Consider the following 16,880-nt stretch of genomic DNA (forward strand, 5'->3'; position numbering starts at 1 on the left):
AATGAATAAAAGTATGATTCGCTACCTCCTTTCAAAGTTACTTTTGATTGAAGCCGTTCTTCTTTTGGTTCCTGTGTCTGTCGCTGTCTATTACCGTGAATCGAGCCAAGTCTTTACAGCCCTCTTTACAACGATTGGGATTCTCGTATTACTAGGCGGTTCAGGAATTTTACAAAAACCAAAAAATCAACGGATTTATGCCAAGGAGGGAATCTTGATTGTGGCCCTCTGTTGGATCCTTTGGTCTTTCTTTGGTGGTCTCCCCTTTGTCTTTTCTGGACAAATCCCTAGCGTTATAGATGCCTTTTTTGAAATCAGTTCTGGCTTTACAACTACTGGAGCAAGTATCTTGAACGACATTTCGGTTCTCAGCCGTTCCCTCCTCTTCTGGCGAAGTTTTACCCACTTGATTGGAGGGATGGGAGTGCTTGTTTTTGCACTTGCTATTATGGACAATGCCAAAAATAGCCACCTAGAAGTGATGAAGGCTGAGGTTCCTGGCCCTGTTTTTGGCAAGGTTGTATCCAAACTCAAAAATACTGCCCAGATTCTCTATCTTCTTTATCTAGCTCTCTTTTCCCTCTTTGTCATCATCTATTATCTAGCTGGTATGCCCCTATTTGATAGTTTTGTCATTGCCATGGGAACAGCAGGTACAGGAGGCTTTACCGTCTATAACGACGGAATTGCCCACTATGGTAGCTCACTGATTACCTATCTGGTTAGTATCGGAGTTTTGGTTTTTGGGGTAAATTTCAATCTCTACTACTACCTTATGCTCCGTCGTGTCAAGGCCTTCTTTGGAGATGAAGAACTTCGAGCTTACTTGGTCATTGTACTGCTTTCTACAGGCTTGATTAGCCTCAACACCCTCTACCTCTACCCAGAGTTTTCAAAGAGCTTTGAAATGGCCTTCTTCCAGGTTTCCAACATCATTACAACAACTGGTTTTGGTTACGGAGATATTACCAACTGGCCCCTCTTCTCCCAGTTTATCCTCCTCTTCCTCATGGCAATCGGTGGCTCTGCTGGATCAACTGCAGGTGGACTCAAGATTATTCGAGGCCTCATCCTTTCAAAAATTGCTAAAAATCAGATTTTGTCAATCCTATCACCCCACCGTGTTTTGACCCTCCATGTTAATAAAACGGTAATTGACAAAGATACCCAGCATAAGATTCTCAAGTACTTTGTCATCTATTCTATGATTTTGCTAGCACTTATCTTTATTGTCAGCCTAGATAGCAATGATTTTCTAGTTGTGACCAGCGCTGTCTTTAGCTGTTTCAATAATATCGGGCCTATTCTAGGAACCACTTCTAGCTTCTCAATCTTTAGTCCTATCTCAAAAATTCTCCTCTCCTTTGCAATGATTGCAGGTCGATTGGAGATTTACCCAATCCTACTTCTCTTTATGAAGAGAACTTGGTCCAAGAGATAAAATACAACCACACCTTGTTCCTTACAAAGTGTGGTATTTTTATTTTCAAGTACCTCCCGCAACTCAACAAGTATCTTTGAATCTCGGTCAGACATTTCAGTACCTGACTCAAGGAATTGAAGAGCCCAAAAAACAACCCTCAGTCGATTGACCGAGGGTTCCTTATTTCATTATTCAAGAACTTGATTAGCTCAATGCGTCCAAGGCATCATCCATTGAAAGCACTTCATGGAAGACACGTTGTGTCAATTCAGTTTTTTGTTCTGGAGTGAGGTATTTAGTGTTTACACAGTATCCAGAGATACGTACGATAACGTCTTCACCTGACATGATTTTTTCGTAAACATCGTTCAAGTCCATAACGTTCAAGTTAACGTGTTGTCCACCGTTTTCGAAGTAACCATCAAGGATTGTTACCAAGTTATCAACTTGTTCGTCACGAGTCTTACCAAGAGCGCGAGGTGAAACTTGAGTAGTCAATGAGATACCATCAGCTGCATAACTAAAGTCAAGGCTAGAAAGTGAGTTCAAGTTTTGCAACCATCCACCTTTAGCTTTGTTAGATGGGTTAGCACCTGGTGAGAAGAATTCAAGTTTAGACAAGTTCACAGAACCATCTTCGTTGAGGTATACACCTTTGTGGACTGGTGAGTTACCAGTTTGTTTAGAGTAAGCAACGTTAGATGTGATAGTCAAAAGTGAAACTGTAGCTTCTGCGTCTTTGTAAAGTTTGTGGCTACGTAGACGAGTTGTGTAAGCTTCGATCAACCATTCTGCCAATTCGTTTGAACGTGGGTCATCTTCACCCCAACGTGGGTATTCACCGATTGTTTCGTAATCGTAGATGTAGCCATTTTCATCACGGATTGGTTTAACTGTAGCATATTTGATAGCTGACAATGTATCAACAGTGTTAGCAAATCCACAGATACCGAATCCCATGTTTGCACGTTGTTTAGTTGGCAAGAAGGCCATTTGAACAGCTTCGTAGTTGTACTTATCAGTCATGTAGTGGATGATGTTCAAAGCGTCTACGTAAGTGTCAGTCAACCAGTCAAGAGATTTTTCAAAGTTAGCTTTAACTGATTCAAATTCAAGAACTTCGTCACGGATTGGTTCGATGTCAAATACTTTGTAGTCTTTGTGAACATCGTCGTAACCACCGTTCAAACCAGTAAGAAGGGCTTTCAATACGTTTACACGAGCACCGAAGTACTGGATGTTGTGGCGTTGTTCTTCATTTTCTGGGTCAAGTGGAGACACACAGCATGAGATACAGCTCATTTCACCATATCCGTCTTTAGCCATTGTTGTTACACCTTCGTATTGGATAGAAGAGTGTTTGTGGCTCATGTGCATACAGTAGCGACGGAAGTTGTATGGCAATTTGTCAGTCCAAAGAACTGTCAAGTTTGGTTCTGGTGAGTTACCGATGTTGTCAAGAGTGTTCAAGAAACGGTAGTCCATCTTAGTAACACGGTGACGACCGTCGTTACCCATACCAGCCATAGAAGTTGTGATGAAAGTTGGGTCACCTGAGTACAATTGGTCGTAAGCTTTTGTACGAGCAAATTTAACTGTACGAAGTTTCATAACGAAATCATCAACGAATTCTTGGATTTCTGATTCAGTAAATGTACCACGAGCAAGGTCACGTTCTGCAAAGATGTCCAATACGATTGGTACACGTCCTAGAGATGTAGCAGCACCGTTGATAACACGGCAGACAGACATGAAGGCGATGTTAACCCATTGGATAGCTTCTTTAACGTTCATCGCTGGTTTGCGAACGTCAACTCCGTAAAGGTCACCCAAGCGAACAACTTGTTGCAATGCTTGGTATTGAAGGTTGATTTCTTCACGAAGACGGATTGTTTCTTCATCGATTTCTTCGATTGCATTCCAATCGTTTACTTTTTCTTGCATCAAGTAGTCTGCACCGTAAAGAGCAAGACGTGCGTAAACACCGATGATACGTCCGCGTGAGTATGCATCTGGAAGACCAGTTACAGTGTGAGCGTGACGAGCGCGACGAATGTTTGAAGTGTAAGCACGGAAGATACCGTCGTTAACTGTTGTTACGTATTTAGTGAAGATTTCGTGAACAGCTGGGTCTGGTTCGTATCCATTTTCTTTCAAAGTAGTTTCAGCCATACGGATACCACCTTTTGGCATGAAGTTCAATTTGAAGAGTTCATCGTTTTGGATACCGAAGATAACTTCATTTTCTTTATCGATAAATCCTGCTGGGATATCAGCGATAGATGTTGGACGAGTGTCCATTGGGAAACGAGTTTCTTCGTAGTGAGCCTTAGTTTCTTCTACAATTTTTTTGATGTGAAGTGAACGTTCTGTTGGTCCTGCGAGGAAGCTTTCGTCTCCATCATAAGGTGTGTAGTTAGCTTGTACAAAGCGTGATACACTTGCTTTTTCTTTCCAATCTACGCCTTTGAAGCCTTCCCAAGCTTTGTCAAAAATATCTTGTGCTTCAACAACTGTCTTAACAACCATGTTAATGTCCTCTTTTTTCTTTCTAGTAACAACCATCTGTTACATTCATGAGTCAAGTATACCATACAGTAACCGATTTCAACAAGTGAAAATTCCCTATTTTTACACTTTCTTTTCTAAAACAGTCTATATTTTACTCCAAACTGTATTATATTTTTGAAAAAATTATACCCTTTTTTCCTTTTTTCAGAAAAAAGGGTATAATAAAAGAAAATAAGCTGTAAAAAGGTGCTAGGCATGTTGATTTTCCCCTTATTAAATGATTTGTCAAGAAAAATCATCCATATTGACATGGATGCCTTTTTTGCTGCGGTAGAAATCAGGGATAATCCTAAACTCAGAGGAAAACCTGTCATTATCGGAAGCGACCCTCGGCAAACAGGTGGACGTGGTGTCGTTTCCACTTGTAGCTATGAGGCTCGAGTTTTTGGTGTCCATTCAGCCATGAGTTCTAAAGCAGCCTATGAACGTTGTCCCCAGGCCGTCTTCATCTCAGGGAATTATGAAAAATACAAGACTGTGGGACTCCAGATTCGAGCTATCTTTAAGCGTTATACAGATTTGATTGAACCCATGAGCATTGACGAAGCCTATTTGGATGTAACAGAAAATAAACTCGGTATCAAGTCAGCGGTCAAAATCGCTCGCCTCATTCAAGAGGATATCTGGAAAGAACTTCATCTAACTGCTTCTGCTGGCGTTTCTTACAATAAATTCTTAGCTAAAATGGCCAGTGATTATCAAAAGCCACATGGTCTGACAGTGATTCTACCTGACCAGGCTGAGGATTTTCTCAAACAAATGGATATTTCCAAGTTTCATGGAGTAGGAAAAAAGACAGTCGAACGTCTTCATCAAATGGGAGTTTTTACTGGCGCTGACCTACTTGAAGTCCCTGAGGTAACACTAATAGACCGCTTTGGCAGACTGGGCTATGACCTTTATCGAAAGGCTCGTGGCATTCACAATTCCCCAGTCAAGTCCAATCGTATCCGTAAATCAATCGGCAAGGAAAAAACTTACGGGAAGATTCTCCGTGCCGAGGAAGACATTAAAAAAGAGCTGACTCTTCTATCAGAAAGAGTCGCTCTCAATCTACATCAACAAGAAAAAGCTGGAAAAATTGTCATTTTGAAAATCCGCTACGAGGACTTTTCAACTCTTACTAAACGAAAAAGTCTAGCTCAAAAAATACAGGATGCTAGTCATATAAGCCAAATCGCCCTGCAACTCTATGAAGAGTTAAGTGAGAAAGAAAGAGGTGTCCGCCTGCTGGGGATTACCGTGACTGGATTTTAAAACCTTGAAGAGTTGCCCCTTCAAGGTTTTTCTTATACAAATAAACGGACAAAACTGTAAAGTAGCAAAACACTACCAAGCACGATGCGGTATTTACCGAAAAGGGTAAAGTCGTGTTTTTTCACATAGCTGGTCAAGAAGCGAATAGCGACCATGCTGACTGCAAAGGCGACTCCCATCGCAACCAAGAGCAAGAACAATTGCCCAAAGCTCAAGAGTTGTCCTGCTTTTACAAATTTGAAAATCTTTAAGGCGCTAGCGCCAAACATAACAGGAATCCCTAGATAGAAGGTAAATTCTGTCACAACAGAACGACTAGTTCCATTCAACAAACCACCGACAATCGTTGCTCCAGAACGGCTTGTCCCTGGCAAAAGGGCAAGAACTTGGAAGAGCCCGATATAGAAAGCTGTCGTATAAGGAAGTTTGTCCAACTCTGTTACACTTGGTTCAATAGCACGAGCTTTATTGCGCTTTTCCAAATAGATAAAGGCAATCCCGTAGATAATCAACATGAGGGCAACAGAAACCATGTTATGGAAGTGGGTATCAAACCAATCATCAAATTTAAAGACACCAAGTAAAGGTAAAGTAGCAACCAAGACCTTCAACCACAATCTCCAAGTCTTACGAACTTCCTGCTTATCCTTAGTCGGTTTGAAAGGATTGAGTTTGTTAAAGTAAATCACCATAACCGCTAAAATCGCTCCAAGCTGAATCACGACATTAAACATGGACATAAAGGCTTCATTCTGATTTTGGTATTGGATAAATTCCTCTGCTAAAATCAAGTGACCTGTACTGGAAATCGGTAACCATTCCGTAATTCCTTCAACAATCCCGAAGAAGATAGATTTTAAAATTTCAATAAGATACATAGATTACTCCTTTTTTCTATCTTCCATTATAGCATATTTTTTCAGCCAGTGATAGCTCTCTTTAAAAGGCGCCGATACTGCCGCCACCTCCGCCTCCAGAGAAGCCACCGTCAGAACTTCCACTTCCAGAAGATACGGAGTAGGTACTTGCTGTATTTGCGACACTAGCATAATGGCTCATTTGCGCGCTTGAATGATAAAACATACTATGCCAACCATAAGCTACATAGAGGTTGATATCTGGATTTTCCACTTGAATATGGTGAACCTTCATCAAATGGCTGACCTTGTCCGCATAGCCAAATAAGGTTGCATAGACCAAGAGGCGATTCCAGACCACAATACTTTCCAACTCTGCCTGATCCAATCGTGCAATCTCACGCAACATATTTTCAAAACTGGTCCAGAGATAGTAGACTTCTGCTCCTGCTTCATTTAGGACACCATCACGATTATCTAGTCGAAGTTTCCAATAATAGAAAACAGCCAAAACCAAACCTAGAAAACCAAGTATTGGCAAGAGGAAGTAAAGATAGCCATAAACATCCAAACTGTACAAGAACAAACCAAATCCGATAAATAGGGGCAGGATAGTCAAGACCCCCATACCCACTTGCAAAGCCTTTTCCCCACCAGTTAAAGGACGATAGTAATCTGGAAGCCCCCAGAAGGTAACTCGATTTCTCACTCCTTCTTGCATCTGGTTCAATACTTCCTCAAAAGAAGATTTGAGCTGACGCCCCTTTGCTTGAATCCGTTTTTCATCAGAGACTTTTGCTCTACGATAAAGACTATCAGATACCTTGTAATCCGCAAACAAATTGGAAAGAGTTTCTTCTTTTTTGCCTGAAAAAGCCAGATTTAGACAGTCTTTCTCAAAGCTTGACAAACCATCTTCTTTTACTAGCCTCAAACCAACTGCATCTCCTTCTGAAATGATAGAGACATTTCCACGGTCTATCACATCTAGCAAGGTAGCTTGAATAAGTTGATCAAAGGTAAATTTACCTGCTCCTTTTGTTAGAGGACTCACTTCCTCCAAGGAGGTCGAGTAGACTGCTTCTGATAAAACCATAGGCTCTAATTCCATTGGTGGTTCATAGAGACGATGATTTTTGGCATATTTGACCGAAGGAGTGGTCTTTCTTCTATAAATAAAATAAAAGCAGACACTCAATAACAAGGAGATGGAAAGTATGGCAGGGAAGACCCAAGTAAGGAGTTGTTTACTTTGCTCTTTTTCTTTAACAATCGAGTCTTCTATCTTATTAAACTCATCTAAACGATTCCCTTTCAATCCCTGATCCCTAGCGCTAGCAAAATCGGTCCGAGGCCAATAGGCATGCAACTCAACTCCACGCTTAGCCGAAAGATTGTCTAAACGGATAGTATAATCAAGGTTACTCTTTTCAATCGTTCCCTCTCTAAAAAGTTTCCCTGTATGGAAAAAGAGTTTTTCAGCCCCCTTGTCTCCCCTTACATGAAATTCAAACTTGCCAATAGCCCCTGAACTATCTGTCAGAGGTTGCCAATTTAATTCAGCGATATCATCATAAAGGAAAAGCAAATTCTTTAAGTTCCAGATAAGGTCAACTTCAACTGTGTCGCCTTCCTGGCCTGGATTATAGACTTTAACAGTATAACCATCTGCTCCTTCTATCACTTCGCTAGTAACGTCTGCTAGTTCAGCACCATTTTTCGCAGCCTGAACCTTTGGATGAGGATCAATGTCAAATCCGCTAGGCATCTTGCCAGCACGTCCAAGTCCCACGATTTGCCCCTTAAAGTCCTCCTCAAACTGGTAAACTATCTTCTGTCTAAATTCTGCCGTATTGTCTGCATGAATATACAAATCACCTTGATAAGAGTTTATCTTGAAATCAATGGCGAAAACAGAAAGTGGCAGAAGGCAAAACAAGCCAAACATCAGTAAGAAAAAAGTTTTTTTCATCAACTAAGCCCCCTTTTTATCTTTGCTATCATTATATCATTTTTTCTCAAGTAAAGGCTTACCTATATTGAAAAATAGAGTTTTTTTCGATAAAATAGGAGACAGTTATTTTTTAATAGATTAGAAATAGGAGAAATCATGAGAAAAATATACTTATCTATTTTCACAAGTCTCTTGCTGATGCTAGGACTTGTCAATGTTGCTCAAGCCGATGAATATTTACGCATCGGGATGGAAGCAGCATATGCTCCCTTTAACTGGACTCAGGACGATGATAGCAATGGAGCTGTCAAAATCGATGGAACCAACCAGTACGCCAATGGATACGATGTTCAAATCGCCAAGAAAATCGCTAAGGACTTAGGGAAAGAACCTTTGGTTGTTAAAACCAAGTGGGAAGGTCTAGTCCCTGCCCTTACTTCTGGTAAGATTGACATGATTATCGCAGGTATGAGTCCTACTGCTGAGCGCAAACAAGAAATTGCCTTTTCAAGCAGTTACTACACTAGCGAACCAGTTCTACTAGTCAAAAAAGATTCTGCCTACGCAAATGCAAAATCTTTGGATGACTTTAATGGTGCAAAAATCACTTCTCAACAAGGTGTCTACCTTTACGATTTGATTGCACAAATCCCAGGCGCTAAAAAAGAAACAGCCATGGGAGACTTCGCTCAAATGCGCCAAGCTCTTGAGGCTGGTGTCATCGATGCCTATGTTTCTGAACGCCCTGAAGCACTGACTGCCGAAGCCGCTAACTCTAAGTTTAAGATGGTTCAAGTAGAGCCAGGTTTTAAAACTGGGGAAGAAGATACAGCTATCGCTATTGGACTTCGTAAAGATGACAATCGTATTAGCCAAATCAATGCCAGCATTGAAACCATTTCAAAAGACGACCAAGTTGCCTTGATGGATCGTATGATCAAGGAACAACCTGCCGAAGCTACAACAACTGAAGAGACTAGCAGTAGTTTCTTTAGCCAAGTCACTAAAATTCTTTCTGAAAACTGGCAACAACTCTTGCGTGGTGCTGGTATCACTCTTTTAATCTCTATCGTCGGAACCATCATAGGTCTCATTATCGGTCTTGCCATTGGTGTTTTCCGTACTGCTCCTCTCTCTGAAAACAAAGTCATTTACGGCCTACAAAAACTAGTCGGCTGGATTCTCAATGTCTACATTGAAATTTTCCGTGGTACCCCAATGATCGTTCAATCGATGGTTATCTACTATGGAACTGCCCAAGCTTTCGGGATCAACCTTGACCGTACACTAGCTGCTATCTTCATCGTTTCAATCAATACCGGTGCCTACATGACTGAAATCGTCCGTGGTGGTATCCTAGCGGTTGACAAGGGACAATTTGAAGCTGCGACTACTCTTGGTATGACCCATAACCAGACCATGCGTAAGATTGTCCTACCTCAGGTTGTCCGCAACATCCTACCAGCAACTGGTAATGAATTTGTCATCAATATCAAAGATACATCTGTATTGAACGTTATCTCTGTTGTCGAACTTTATTTCTCAGGAAATACCGTGGCAACACAAACCTATCAATACTTCCAAACATTTACAATCATCGCCGTGATTTACTTTGTCCTCACCTTCACCGTAACACGTATCCTACGCTTCATCGAACGCCGCATGGACATGGATACCTATACTACAGGTGCTAACCAAATGCAAACGGAGGATTTGAAATAATGACACAAGCAATCCTTGAAATTAAACACCTCAAAAAATCCTATGGACAAAACGAAGTGCTAAAAGACATTTCTCTGACTGTCCACAAGGGTGAAGTCATCTCTATCATCGGAAGCTCTGGAAGCGGAAAATCAACCTTCCTACGCTCCATTAACCTACTTGAAACGCCAACTGATGGACAAATCCTTTATCATGGACAAAACGTCCTCGAAAAAGGCTATGACCTCACGCAATACCGTGAAAAACTAGGGATGGTGTTCCAATCCTTTAACCTCTTTGAAAATCTTAACGTTCTCGAAAACACAATCGTCGCTCAGACAACAGTCCTTAAACGCGAACGCACAGAAGCTGAAAAAATTGCCAAAGAAAACCTAGAAAAAGTCGGCATGGGAGAACGCTACTGGCAAGCGAAACCAAAACAACTCTCAGGTGGTCAAAAACAACGTGTGGCCATCGCTCGCGCCCTTTCAATGAATCCTGACGCTATTCTCTTTGATGAACCAACATCAGCTCTCGATCCAGAAATGGTTGGAAAAGTCCTCAAAATCATGCAGGACCTAGCTCAGGAAGGCTTGACCATGATTGTCGTAACCCACGAAATGGAATTCGCCCGTGATGTCTCTCACCGTGTTATCTTTATGGATAAGGGTGTGATTGCTGAAGAAGGCAAACCAGAAGATCTCTTCACCAATCCTAAAGAAGACCGTACAAAAGAATTCCTTCAACGCTATCTCAAATAAAAAGAAAAGGCTGCCTCAACCGTGCAGTCTTTTTGCTGTCCTCAAAATGAAAAGGCAGATTCTCTATCTCTACTACTTGAGGGTCAAGAATCCGCCGTTATCCAAAGATTAATCTTCAAATTTTTCATGATTTTTTTCATAGAAATCAATTAGGCCTAGGGCTGTTTCAAATGAAATATTTTTTACTTTTGCACGACCCTGCGCCAGAGCAATGATAGACATTTCACGCGCATTCGTTTCCTTAGAGATACGGTAGCCTGTGATTTTCTTATCACGAACCCAGCCAACAACTGATTCTACTTTTTCAAAGTTTGACTTAGCCATGTTTTTCTCCTATTTTCTTCTTTACAATACTTAATTGTATACGTTTTTACTACTTTTGTCAATAAAAAAACATATATTCAATAAAATAAATGACCCAGAATCTTCTTACTTCCTTTTTAAAGCCGATAATATATAGTTTTCCGCTTACTATAACCCATCAGTATGCTCCTAAAAAACAATTGCATTATTAAACTTTAAATTTGTAAAAATATTCACGTATGCTGAATACCAGTTTCTTAATAGGATAGACAGGATTTACTATTTCATTCTATCTATTCCTTTTAAATCAACAAGCCCACTAAAGATAGTCTTTCACTCCTCACTATCTCTAAATCATTCCGTTTTCTTTCTCCTTCTTTGGTTCCTTTCCTGTCCTTATCTATATCTTATCCATTTCACAACCGGTACTACTTACTTTGTACAATCTTGCATCTTCTGATTACATACCCACTTTCCAGCTAGTCATTTAAAATCAGTATCACTAGCTATTGCATGTCTAGCACTATTGTCTATCTCACGAGTTTTTCGACCAACTCACCTAGCAGTCATCTCACAAACATTGATTATTTTTTTTGATTCCTATTATATTTAGAGAAATCTCAAATTAGGGATATATACAATTGGGGATTTCAAAAAATTTCCTTATATATAGTAAGTAATTCTGCCGCCTTAATATAAACAGAATCGAAAATAATAGGTGTTATAGTGAGTTGTAGTAGAAATAGCACGATAAGCTTCCTAAAACCATAGGAATCGCCCCCTTTCTTCACTATCATTATAACACCTATACATTAGTTGTGCAAATAATATGATATTTTTTTATTAGTCCTCAGACAAGCATATTATAGAGCGTTTCATTCCCATTTAAGTTAATATAAGCTGGATCAAAACCTTCCATTCGACGAATTAAGCCTGCATAATCATGCTTATCTGCCAAAGCGATCCCAATCAATACTGGACCTGTTCCCTTACTAGCTCGCTTGATATACTCAAAACGGGTGATATCATCATTTGGCCCCAAGATATCATTTACAAACTCACGCAAAGCTCCTGGACGCTGTGGGAAATTGACCACAAAGTAATGTTTGATCCCATCATAAATCAAGGCACGCTCTTCCATTTCTGGCATACGGTTGATATCATTATTCCCTCCAGAAATGATACAACAAATGGTTTTCCCCTTGATATATTCAGCTAAAACCTCTAAAGAGGCGATACTAGCTGCTCCAGCAGGTTCTGCAACAATCCCTTGCTTAGAGTAGAGGTCAATCAAAGTTTCAGAAATCAATCCCTCATCGACACCTACCAAAGTTTGAACATGTTGACGCGTTGCTTCATAGGTCAACTGTCCTACCTTTTGCACAGCAATCCCATCCGCAAATTTGTCAATTTCTTTGAGTTTAACAGGTCCACCAGCTTCAAAAGCAGCTTTCATGGAACGCGCTCCATTAGCCTCTACCCCAATGACTTCAATTTCTGGACTTGTTTCCTTGATATAGGTAGAAACCCCGGCAATGAGACCGCCACCACCAACAGGGACCAAGACAGCATCAAAGTCAATCGATTCTTTTCGAGCTTCTTCTAAAATCTCATAAGCAACTGTTCCTTGACCCGCTTGGACATGAGTATCATCAAAGGGAGCAATAAAGGTACGATTTTCAGAGACTGTAAATTCTTGAGCTGCTTTGGCTGAGGCATCAAAGGTATCTCCAACTAGTTTAATGGTTACAAAATCCCCACCAAAAAAGCGAACCTGACCAATCTTTTGTTGCGGAGTGGTAATGGGCATAAAAATAGTAGCAGGAATTTTCATCTCATTACAAGTATAGGCAACTCCCTGCGCATGATTTCCCGCAGAAGCACAGACTACCCCACGCTCACGTTCTTCCTTGCTGAGCTGAGAAATAGCATAATAGGCACCACGAATTTTAAAGGAACGAACACGCTGGGCATTTTCTTTTTTCAAATAAATCTTAGCACCATACTTCTCCGATAAATAATGGTCGTAATCCAGTGGGGTATTCACAACCACACCATTCAAGACCTTATGAGCCTTGATAATATCTTTTGAACTTAACATATAAAACCTCTTTTTCTATAAAAAACAGTCACTAATGACTGTTTTTTTAGTTATTCATCTCCAAAAACTTCAGCAACACTTTCATGATATTTATGAGCCATACGAATTGAAAACTCTTTAGGAAGTTCATAACGATTTGTAGAAATCCAATCATATAACCATTCTGCCAAACTTTCTTCACTATCATTACGATGGAAGATAAAATAGTTTAAAATTTCTTTATATTCTACATCATTCAAATCCAGCGTGTCTACAAATTGACTACGAGGAACAAAATTAGAATCTAATTTTCTTAGTTGATCTGTCAATTCTCCCAATTGTAAATCCAACTGAAAAAATAATTTTTGCAGTTGCCTATCAGTCTCATCACATCCTGTCTTGATAGAAAACAAATTGGTAATGTTCATATGATTTCAACTCCTAAATAAGTACATCTAATATCCCACGAATAGCTGAAGCTACTATTTTAGCAAAATTCTTTGCTTTCTAATTAGTTATAGATTTTGAATGCATCATCGTCGTTTTTACCAACGAAAGGCATTGCTTTACGCAATTCTGCACCAACTTTTTCAATTTCAAGGTTAGCTGCTTGTTCACGGTAAGCAGTCAATTTTGGACGTCCAGCTTTGTAGTCATTGACAAAGTCATTTGCAAATTTACCATTTTGGATGTCTGCCAAGACAGCTTTCATATTTTCTTTAACTTGTTCAGTGATTACACGTGGACCTGATACATAGTCACCGTATTCTGCAGTGTTTGAAATAGATTGACGCATTTTCTTGAATCCACCTTCGTAGATCAAGTCAACGATCAATTTCATTTCGTGAAGAACTTCAAAGTAAGCCAATTCTGGAGCGTAACCTGCTTCTGTCAAGACTTCAAAACCTGCTTCGATAAGGGCAGTCAAACCACCACAAAGTACAGCTTGTTCACCAAACAAATCTTCTTCAGTTTCTTCTTTATAAGTTGTTTCAAGAAGACCTACACGAGCTGCCCCAACACCTTTACACCAGTCCATAGCAATGTTTTTCGCATTTCCTGTTGCATCTTGGTATACTGCGTAAAGAGCTGGAACACCAAATCCTTCTTCATAAGTACGACGTACCAAGTGTCCTGGTCCTTTAGGAGCACACATAAAGACATCCACATCCGCAGGAACTTTGATAAATTCGAAGTGAATGTTGAAACCATGAGCAAATCCAACTGCATTTCCAGCTTCCAAGTTTGGAGCGATTTCTGCTTCGTAAAGTTCTTGTTGGATTTCGTCTGGTGCCAAAATCATGATAACGTCAGCCAATTTAGTAGCTTCTGCTACTGTGTAAGTGTCAAATCCATCTTCTTTTGCTTTATCAAAAGATTTACCTGGACGTACACCGATAATAACGTCACGACCTGAATCACGCAAGTTTTGAGCATGCGCATGTCCTTGTGAACCATAACCGATAACGGCGATTTTTTTACCGTCAAGTGCTGCTACTTTAACATCTTTTTCGTATTCCATTTGAACTGCCATAGTTTTTTCTCTCTTTTCTATTATTTATTGCCTTTTAGGCTGGTTTAACAAAATTAAGTTTTTTTATACTCAATGAAAATCAAAGAGCAAACTAGGAAGCTAGCCGCAGGCTGTACTTGAGTACGGCAAGGCGAAGCTGACGTGGTTTGAATTTGATTTTCGAAGAGTATTAATCGCGGGTAAATCCAGTTGCTCCGGTTCGAGCAATATTGCGAATACCGTATGGTCGAATGACTCGCAATAGAGCTTCACTCTTTTCAGCATTTCCTGTCATCTGAATGGTAATCGAGCTTGGCGCTACGTCTACCACCGTTGCACGGAAAGGTTGAATAATCGCTAAAATCTCAGCTCGCTTCTCAGCTGGCGCTGACATCTTAACCAAAATCACCTCGCGCTCCAAGTGAGGCTTGTCTGTAATATCTCGAATGCGAATCACATCAATCTGACGATTGAGTTGCTTAATGATTTGCTCCACCTCATCATGTGAAGCTACATCAATAATAATGGTGATGCGCGATACATTCGGATCTTCTGTTGCTCCAACAGAGATACTTTCGATATTAACCTGACGACGAGACAGGACACCGGTAAAGCGATTGAGGACTCCTGATCGATTTTGTAGTTTTGCTGTTAACATTCTACGCATGGAACTTCACCCCCAACATCTCATGATTACTCTTACCAGCTGGTACCATTGGTAACACCTGTTCCTTACGAGAAATATCTACCTCGATTAGCATAGGAATATCCTCAGTGATCACTTCAAGATCTTGAGCTAAGGTCTCAGGATTGTCAAATTTATAGTTTTTAATACCGTAAGCTTGTGCCATCAATTGGAAATCGGGAAGAGTATCAAAGACTGACTCAGATGTTCTACCTTCATAGAAGGATTCCTGCCATTGGCGAACCATTCCAAGTGAGTGGTTGTTCAGCATAACCACCTTGATTGGCACCTTATAAATGTTCAAAATAGCCAATTCCTGGTTGGTCATTTGGAAACCACCATCCCCAACAAACAAGACTACTTCCTTATCTGGGTTAGCAATTTTAGCACCGATTGCTGCTGGAATTCCAAATCCCATCGTTCCCAAACCACCTGAAGTCACTAACTGACGTTCGTTTTGGTAGGGATAATACTGGGCTGTCCACATTTGGTGTTGACCAACGTCTGTTACCACAATGGCATCTCCATTTGTCAATTCACCAATTCGTTCAATAACAGCTTGCGGTTGAACCACACGCTCTTTCTTATCATAAGAACGAACACGGTTCTTGTCTTTAGTAACTTTCTCAATCCATTTTTCAGTATTGTTATGAACTGTCGGTTCAGCCAACAACATTTGCAAGGCCTTCTTAGCATCTCCAACTACAGGAATATCTGCACTGATAATCTTGCCGATCTCAGCTGGGTCAATATCAATGTGGGCAACCTTAGCATTCTTAGCAAAAGTCTTTGGATTTCCTGTTAAACGGTCATCAAAACGAGAGCCAATACTAATCATAAAGTCCGTCTCTGTCATGGCAATATTCGCTGCGAAAGAACCGTGCATCCCCCCCATTCCAAGGAAGAGTGGATGACTCGTTGCAATTGTTCCTTGACCCAAAAGGCTGGTTACCACTGGAATTTGATAGCGTTCTGCAAATTCATTTAATTCTGCAGCCGCTTCAGCATAACTAATTCCACCACCAGCTAGCAAGACTGGCTTTTTAGCCTTGGACAATTGCTTCAAGATTTTCTTGATTTGCATATCATTTGGCTCAAGAGTCGGCTGATAGCTTGGTAGGTTCACTTCTGGTGAATAGATGAAGTCTGTTTCTAAAGCAGATACGTCTTTAGGTAGGTCAATGACCACTGGGCCTGGTCGACCTGTAGTTGCGATATGGACAGCTTCCGTAATGATACGCGGAATATCAGCTGTCTCACGAACTTGGTAATTGTACTTAGTGATTGGCATGGTAATTCCCACGATGTCTGCCTCCTGAAAGGCATCCTTCCCAATACCTGCTCGCGCCACCTGACCTGTAAAGACCAAAAGGGGAACGCTATCGCTCATGGCATCTGCAATCCCTGTAATGGCATTTGTTGCTCCCGGTCCGCTAGTGACGACGGCAACACCCAACTTTCCAGTTGATTTGGCATAACCTTCAGCTTCATGCAGACAACCTTGCTCATGGCGTCCTAGAATGTGGCGAATGCCTTTAAAATTATATATCGCATCATAAAAAGGCAAGACTGCACCACCAGGATAGCCAAAGATGGTATCAATTCCTAAATCACGAAGTGTTTCCAAAACTAGGTCCGACCCCGTCTTAGGAGATTCTAAACTGATTTTCTCCATTGTTCCCCTTTCTTTCCTCTTAAAAATAACTTGTTACTATCATACCACTTTTTCAAAATTTTTCAAGACAAAAGAAGAAATTTTCTGAATTTTCTATTTT

General features: G+C 40.6%; 13 protein-coding genes. 4 read left to right on the forward strand and 9 right to left on the reverse strand.

Translation table 11 applies throughout. From position 1 onward, the window contains the following. Window position 1: 1 nt before the first annotated feature. Window positions 2-1,441 carry a TrkH family potassium uptake protein gene (locus SP4011_RS09340; RefSeq protein WP_338618971.1) on the forward strand — a complete coding sequence of 480 codons (1,440 nt, stop codon included), beginning with the start codon at window positions 2-4 and terminating at the stop codon, window positions 1,439-1,441. Between the two features lie 186 nt (window positions 1,442-1,627). Here SP4011_RS09340 and pflB read toward each other — a convergent pair whose 3' ends face one another. Continuing rightward, the gene (gene pflB / locus SP4011_RS09345) at window positions 1,628-3,952 is read right to left on the reverse strand and encodes a formate C-acetyltransferase (RefSeq protein WP_000260631.1); all 2,325 of its coding nucleotides are present in this window, start codon (window positions 3,950-3,952) and stop codon (window positions 1,628-1,630) included. A gap of 237 nt (window positions 3,953-4,189) precedes the next feature. Here pflB and dinB point away from each other — a divergent pair, with 237 nt between their 5' ends. Beyond that, window positions 4,190-5,251, forward strand: a complete 1,062-nt coding sequence (gene dinB / locus SP4011_RS09350) for a DNA polymerase IV (protein WP_338618973.1) — start codon at window positions 4,190-4,192, stop codon at window positions 5,249-5,251. A 32-nt stretch (window positions 5,252-5,283) separates the two neighbouring features. Here dinB and SP4011_RS09355 read toward each other — a convergent pair whose 3' ends face one another. Together SP4011_RS09355 and SP4011_RS09360 are read right to left on the reverse strand one after the other, a co-directional pair. Then, window positions 5,284-6,129, reverse strand: coding sequence for an undecaprenyl-diphosphate phosphatase (locus tag SP4011_RS09355; protein WP_020900044.1), 846 nt, complete (start codon window positions 6,127-6,129; stop codon window positions 5,284-5,286). A 61-nt stretch (window positions 6,130-6,190) separates the two neighbouring features. Beyond that, on the reverse strand, window positions 6,191-8,080 hold the full coding sequence (locus SP4011_RS09360) for a DUF2207 domain-containing protein (protein ID WP_338618976.1): 1,890 nt from the start codon (window positions 8,078-8,080) through the stop codon (window positions 6,191-6,193). A gap of 138 nt (window positions 8,081-8,218) precedes the next feature. On the opposite strand from SP4011_RS09360, the gene SP4011_RS09365 reads away from it, so the two are divergent. Next, window positions 8,219-9,784 (forward strand): ABC transporter substrate-binding protein/permease, encoded by a 1,566-nt coding sequence (locus SP4011_RS09365; RefSeq protein ID WP_338618978.1) that lies wholly within the window; start codon window positions 8,219-8,221, stop codon window positions 9,782-9,784. Continuing rightward, window positions 9,784-10,524 carry an amino acid ABC transporter ATP-binding protein gene (locus SP4011_RS09370; RefSeq protein WP_338618981.1) on the forward strand — a complete coding sequence of 247 codons (741 nt, stop codon included), beginning with the start codon at window positions 9,784-9,786 and terminating at the stop codon, window positions 10,522-10,524. The genes SP4011_RS09365 and SP4011_RS09370 overlap by 1 nt, the downstream gene beginning before the upstream one ends. Before the next feature lie 108 nt (window positions 10,525-10,632). Here the strand turns inward: SP4011_RS09370 and SP4011_RS09375 are convergent, their stop codons facing one another. From SP4011_RS09375 to SP4011_RS09400, 6 genes are all read right to left on the reverse strand, one after another. Further along, complete coding sequence (locus tag SP4011_RS09375; protein ID WP_001130036.1) at window positions 10,633-10,848, reverse strand: hypothetical protein; 216 nt, start codon at window positions 10,846-10,848, stop codon at window positions 10,633-10,635. A gap of 829 nt (window positions 10,849-11,677) precedes the next feature. Continuing rightward, window positions 11,678-12,928 (reverse strand): threonine ammonia-lyase IlvA, encoded by a 1,251-nt coding sequence (gene ilvA / locus SP4011_RS09380; protein WP_000952969.1) that lies wholly within the window; start codon window positions 12,926-12,928, stop codon window positions 11,678-11,680. Between the two features lie 50 nt (window positions 12,929-12,978). Next, a complete protein-coding gene (locus SP4011_RS09385; protein ID WP_001027897.1) occupies window positions 12,979-13,335 on the reverse strand; it encodes a hypothetical protein in 357 nt (118 codons plus the stop codon). An 83-nt stretch (window positions 13,336-13,418) separates the two neighbouring features. Then, window positions 13,419-14,441 carry a ketol-acid reductoisomerase gene (ilvC, locus tag SP4011_RS09390; RefSeq protein ID WP_000290683.1) on the reverse strand — a complete coding sequence of 341 codons (1,023 nt, stop codon included), beginning with the start codon at window positions 14,439-14,441 and terminating at the stop codon, window positions 13,419-13,421. Between the two features lie 169 nt (window positions 14,442-14,610). Continuing rightward, complete coding sequence (gene ilvN / locus SP4011_RS09395; RefSeq protein WP_001253803.1) at window positions 14,611-15,087, reverse strand: acetolactate synthase small subunit; 477 nt, start codon at window positions 15,085-15,087, stop codon at window positions 14,611-14,613. After that, window positions 15,080-16,780, reverse strand: a complete 1,701-nt coding sequence (locus SP4011_RS09400; protein ID WP_338618996.1) for an acetolactate synthase large subunit — start codon at window positions 16,778-16,780, stop codon at window positions 15,080-15,082. The genes ilvN and SP4011_RS09400 overlap by 8 nt, the downstream gene beginning before the upstream one ends. Window positions 16,781-16,880: the final 100 nt, after the last annotated feature.

Origin of the sequence: Streptococcus parapneumoniae (assembly GCF_037076355.1) — a bacterium.
Lineage (GTDB): Bacteria > Bacillota > Bacilli > Lactobacillales > Streptococcaceae > Streptococcus > Streptococcus parapneumoniae.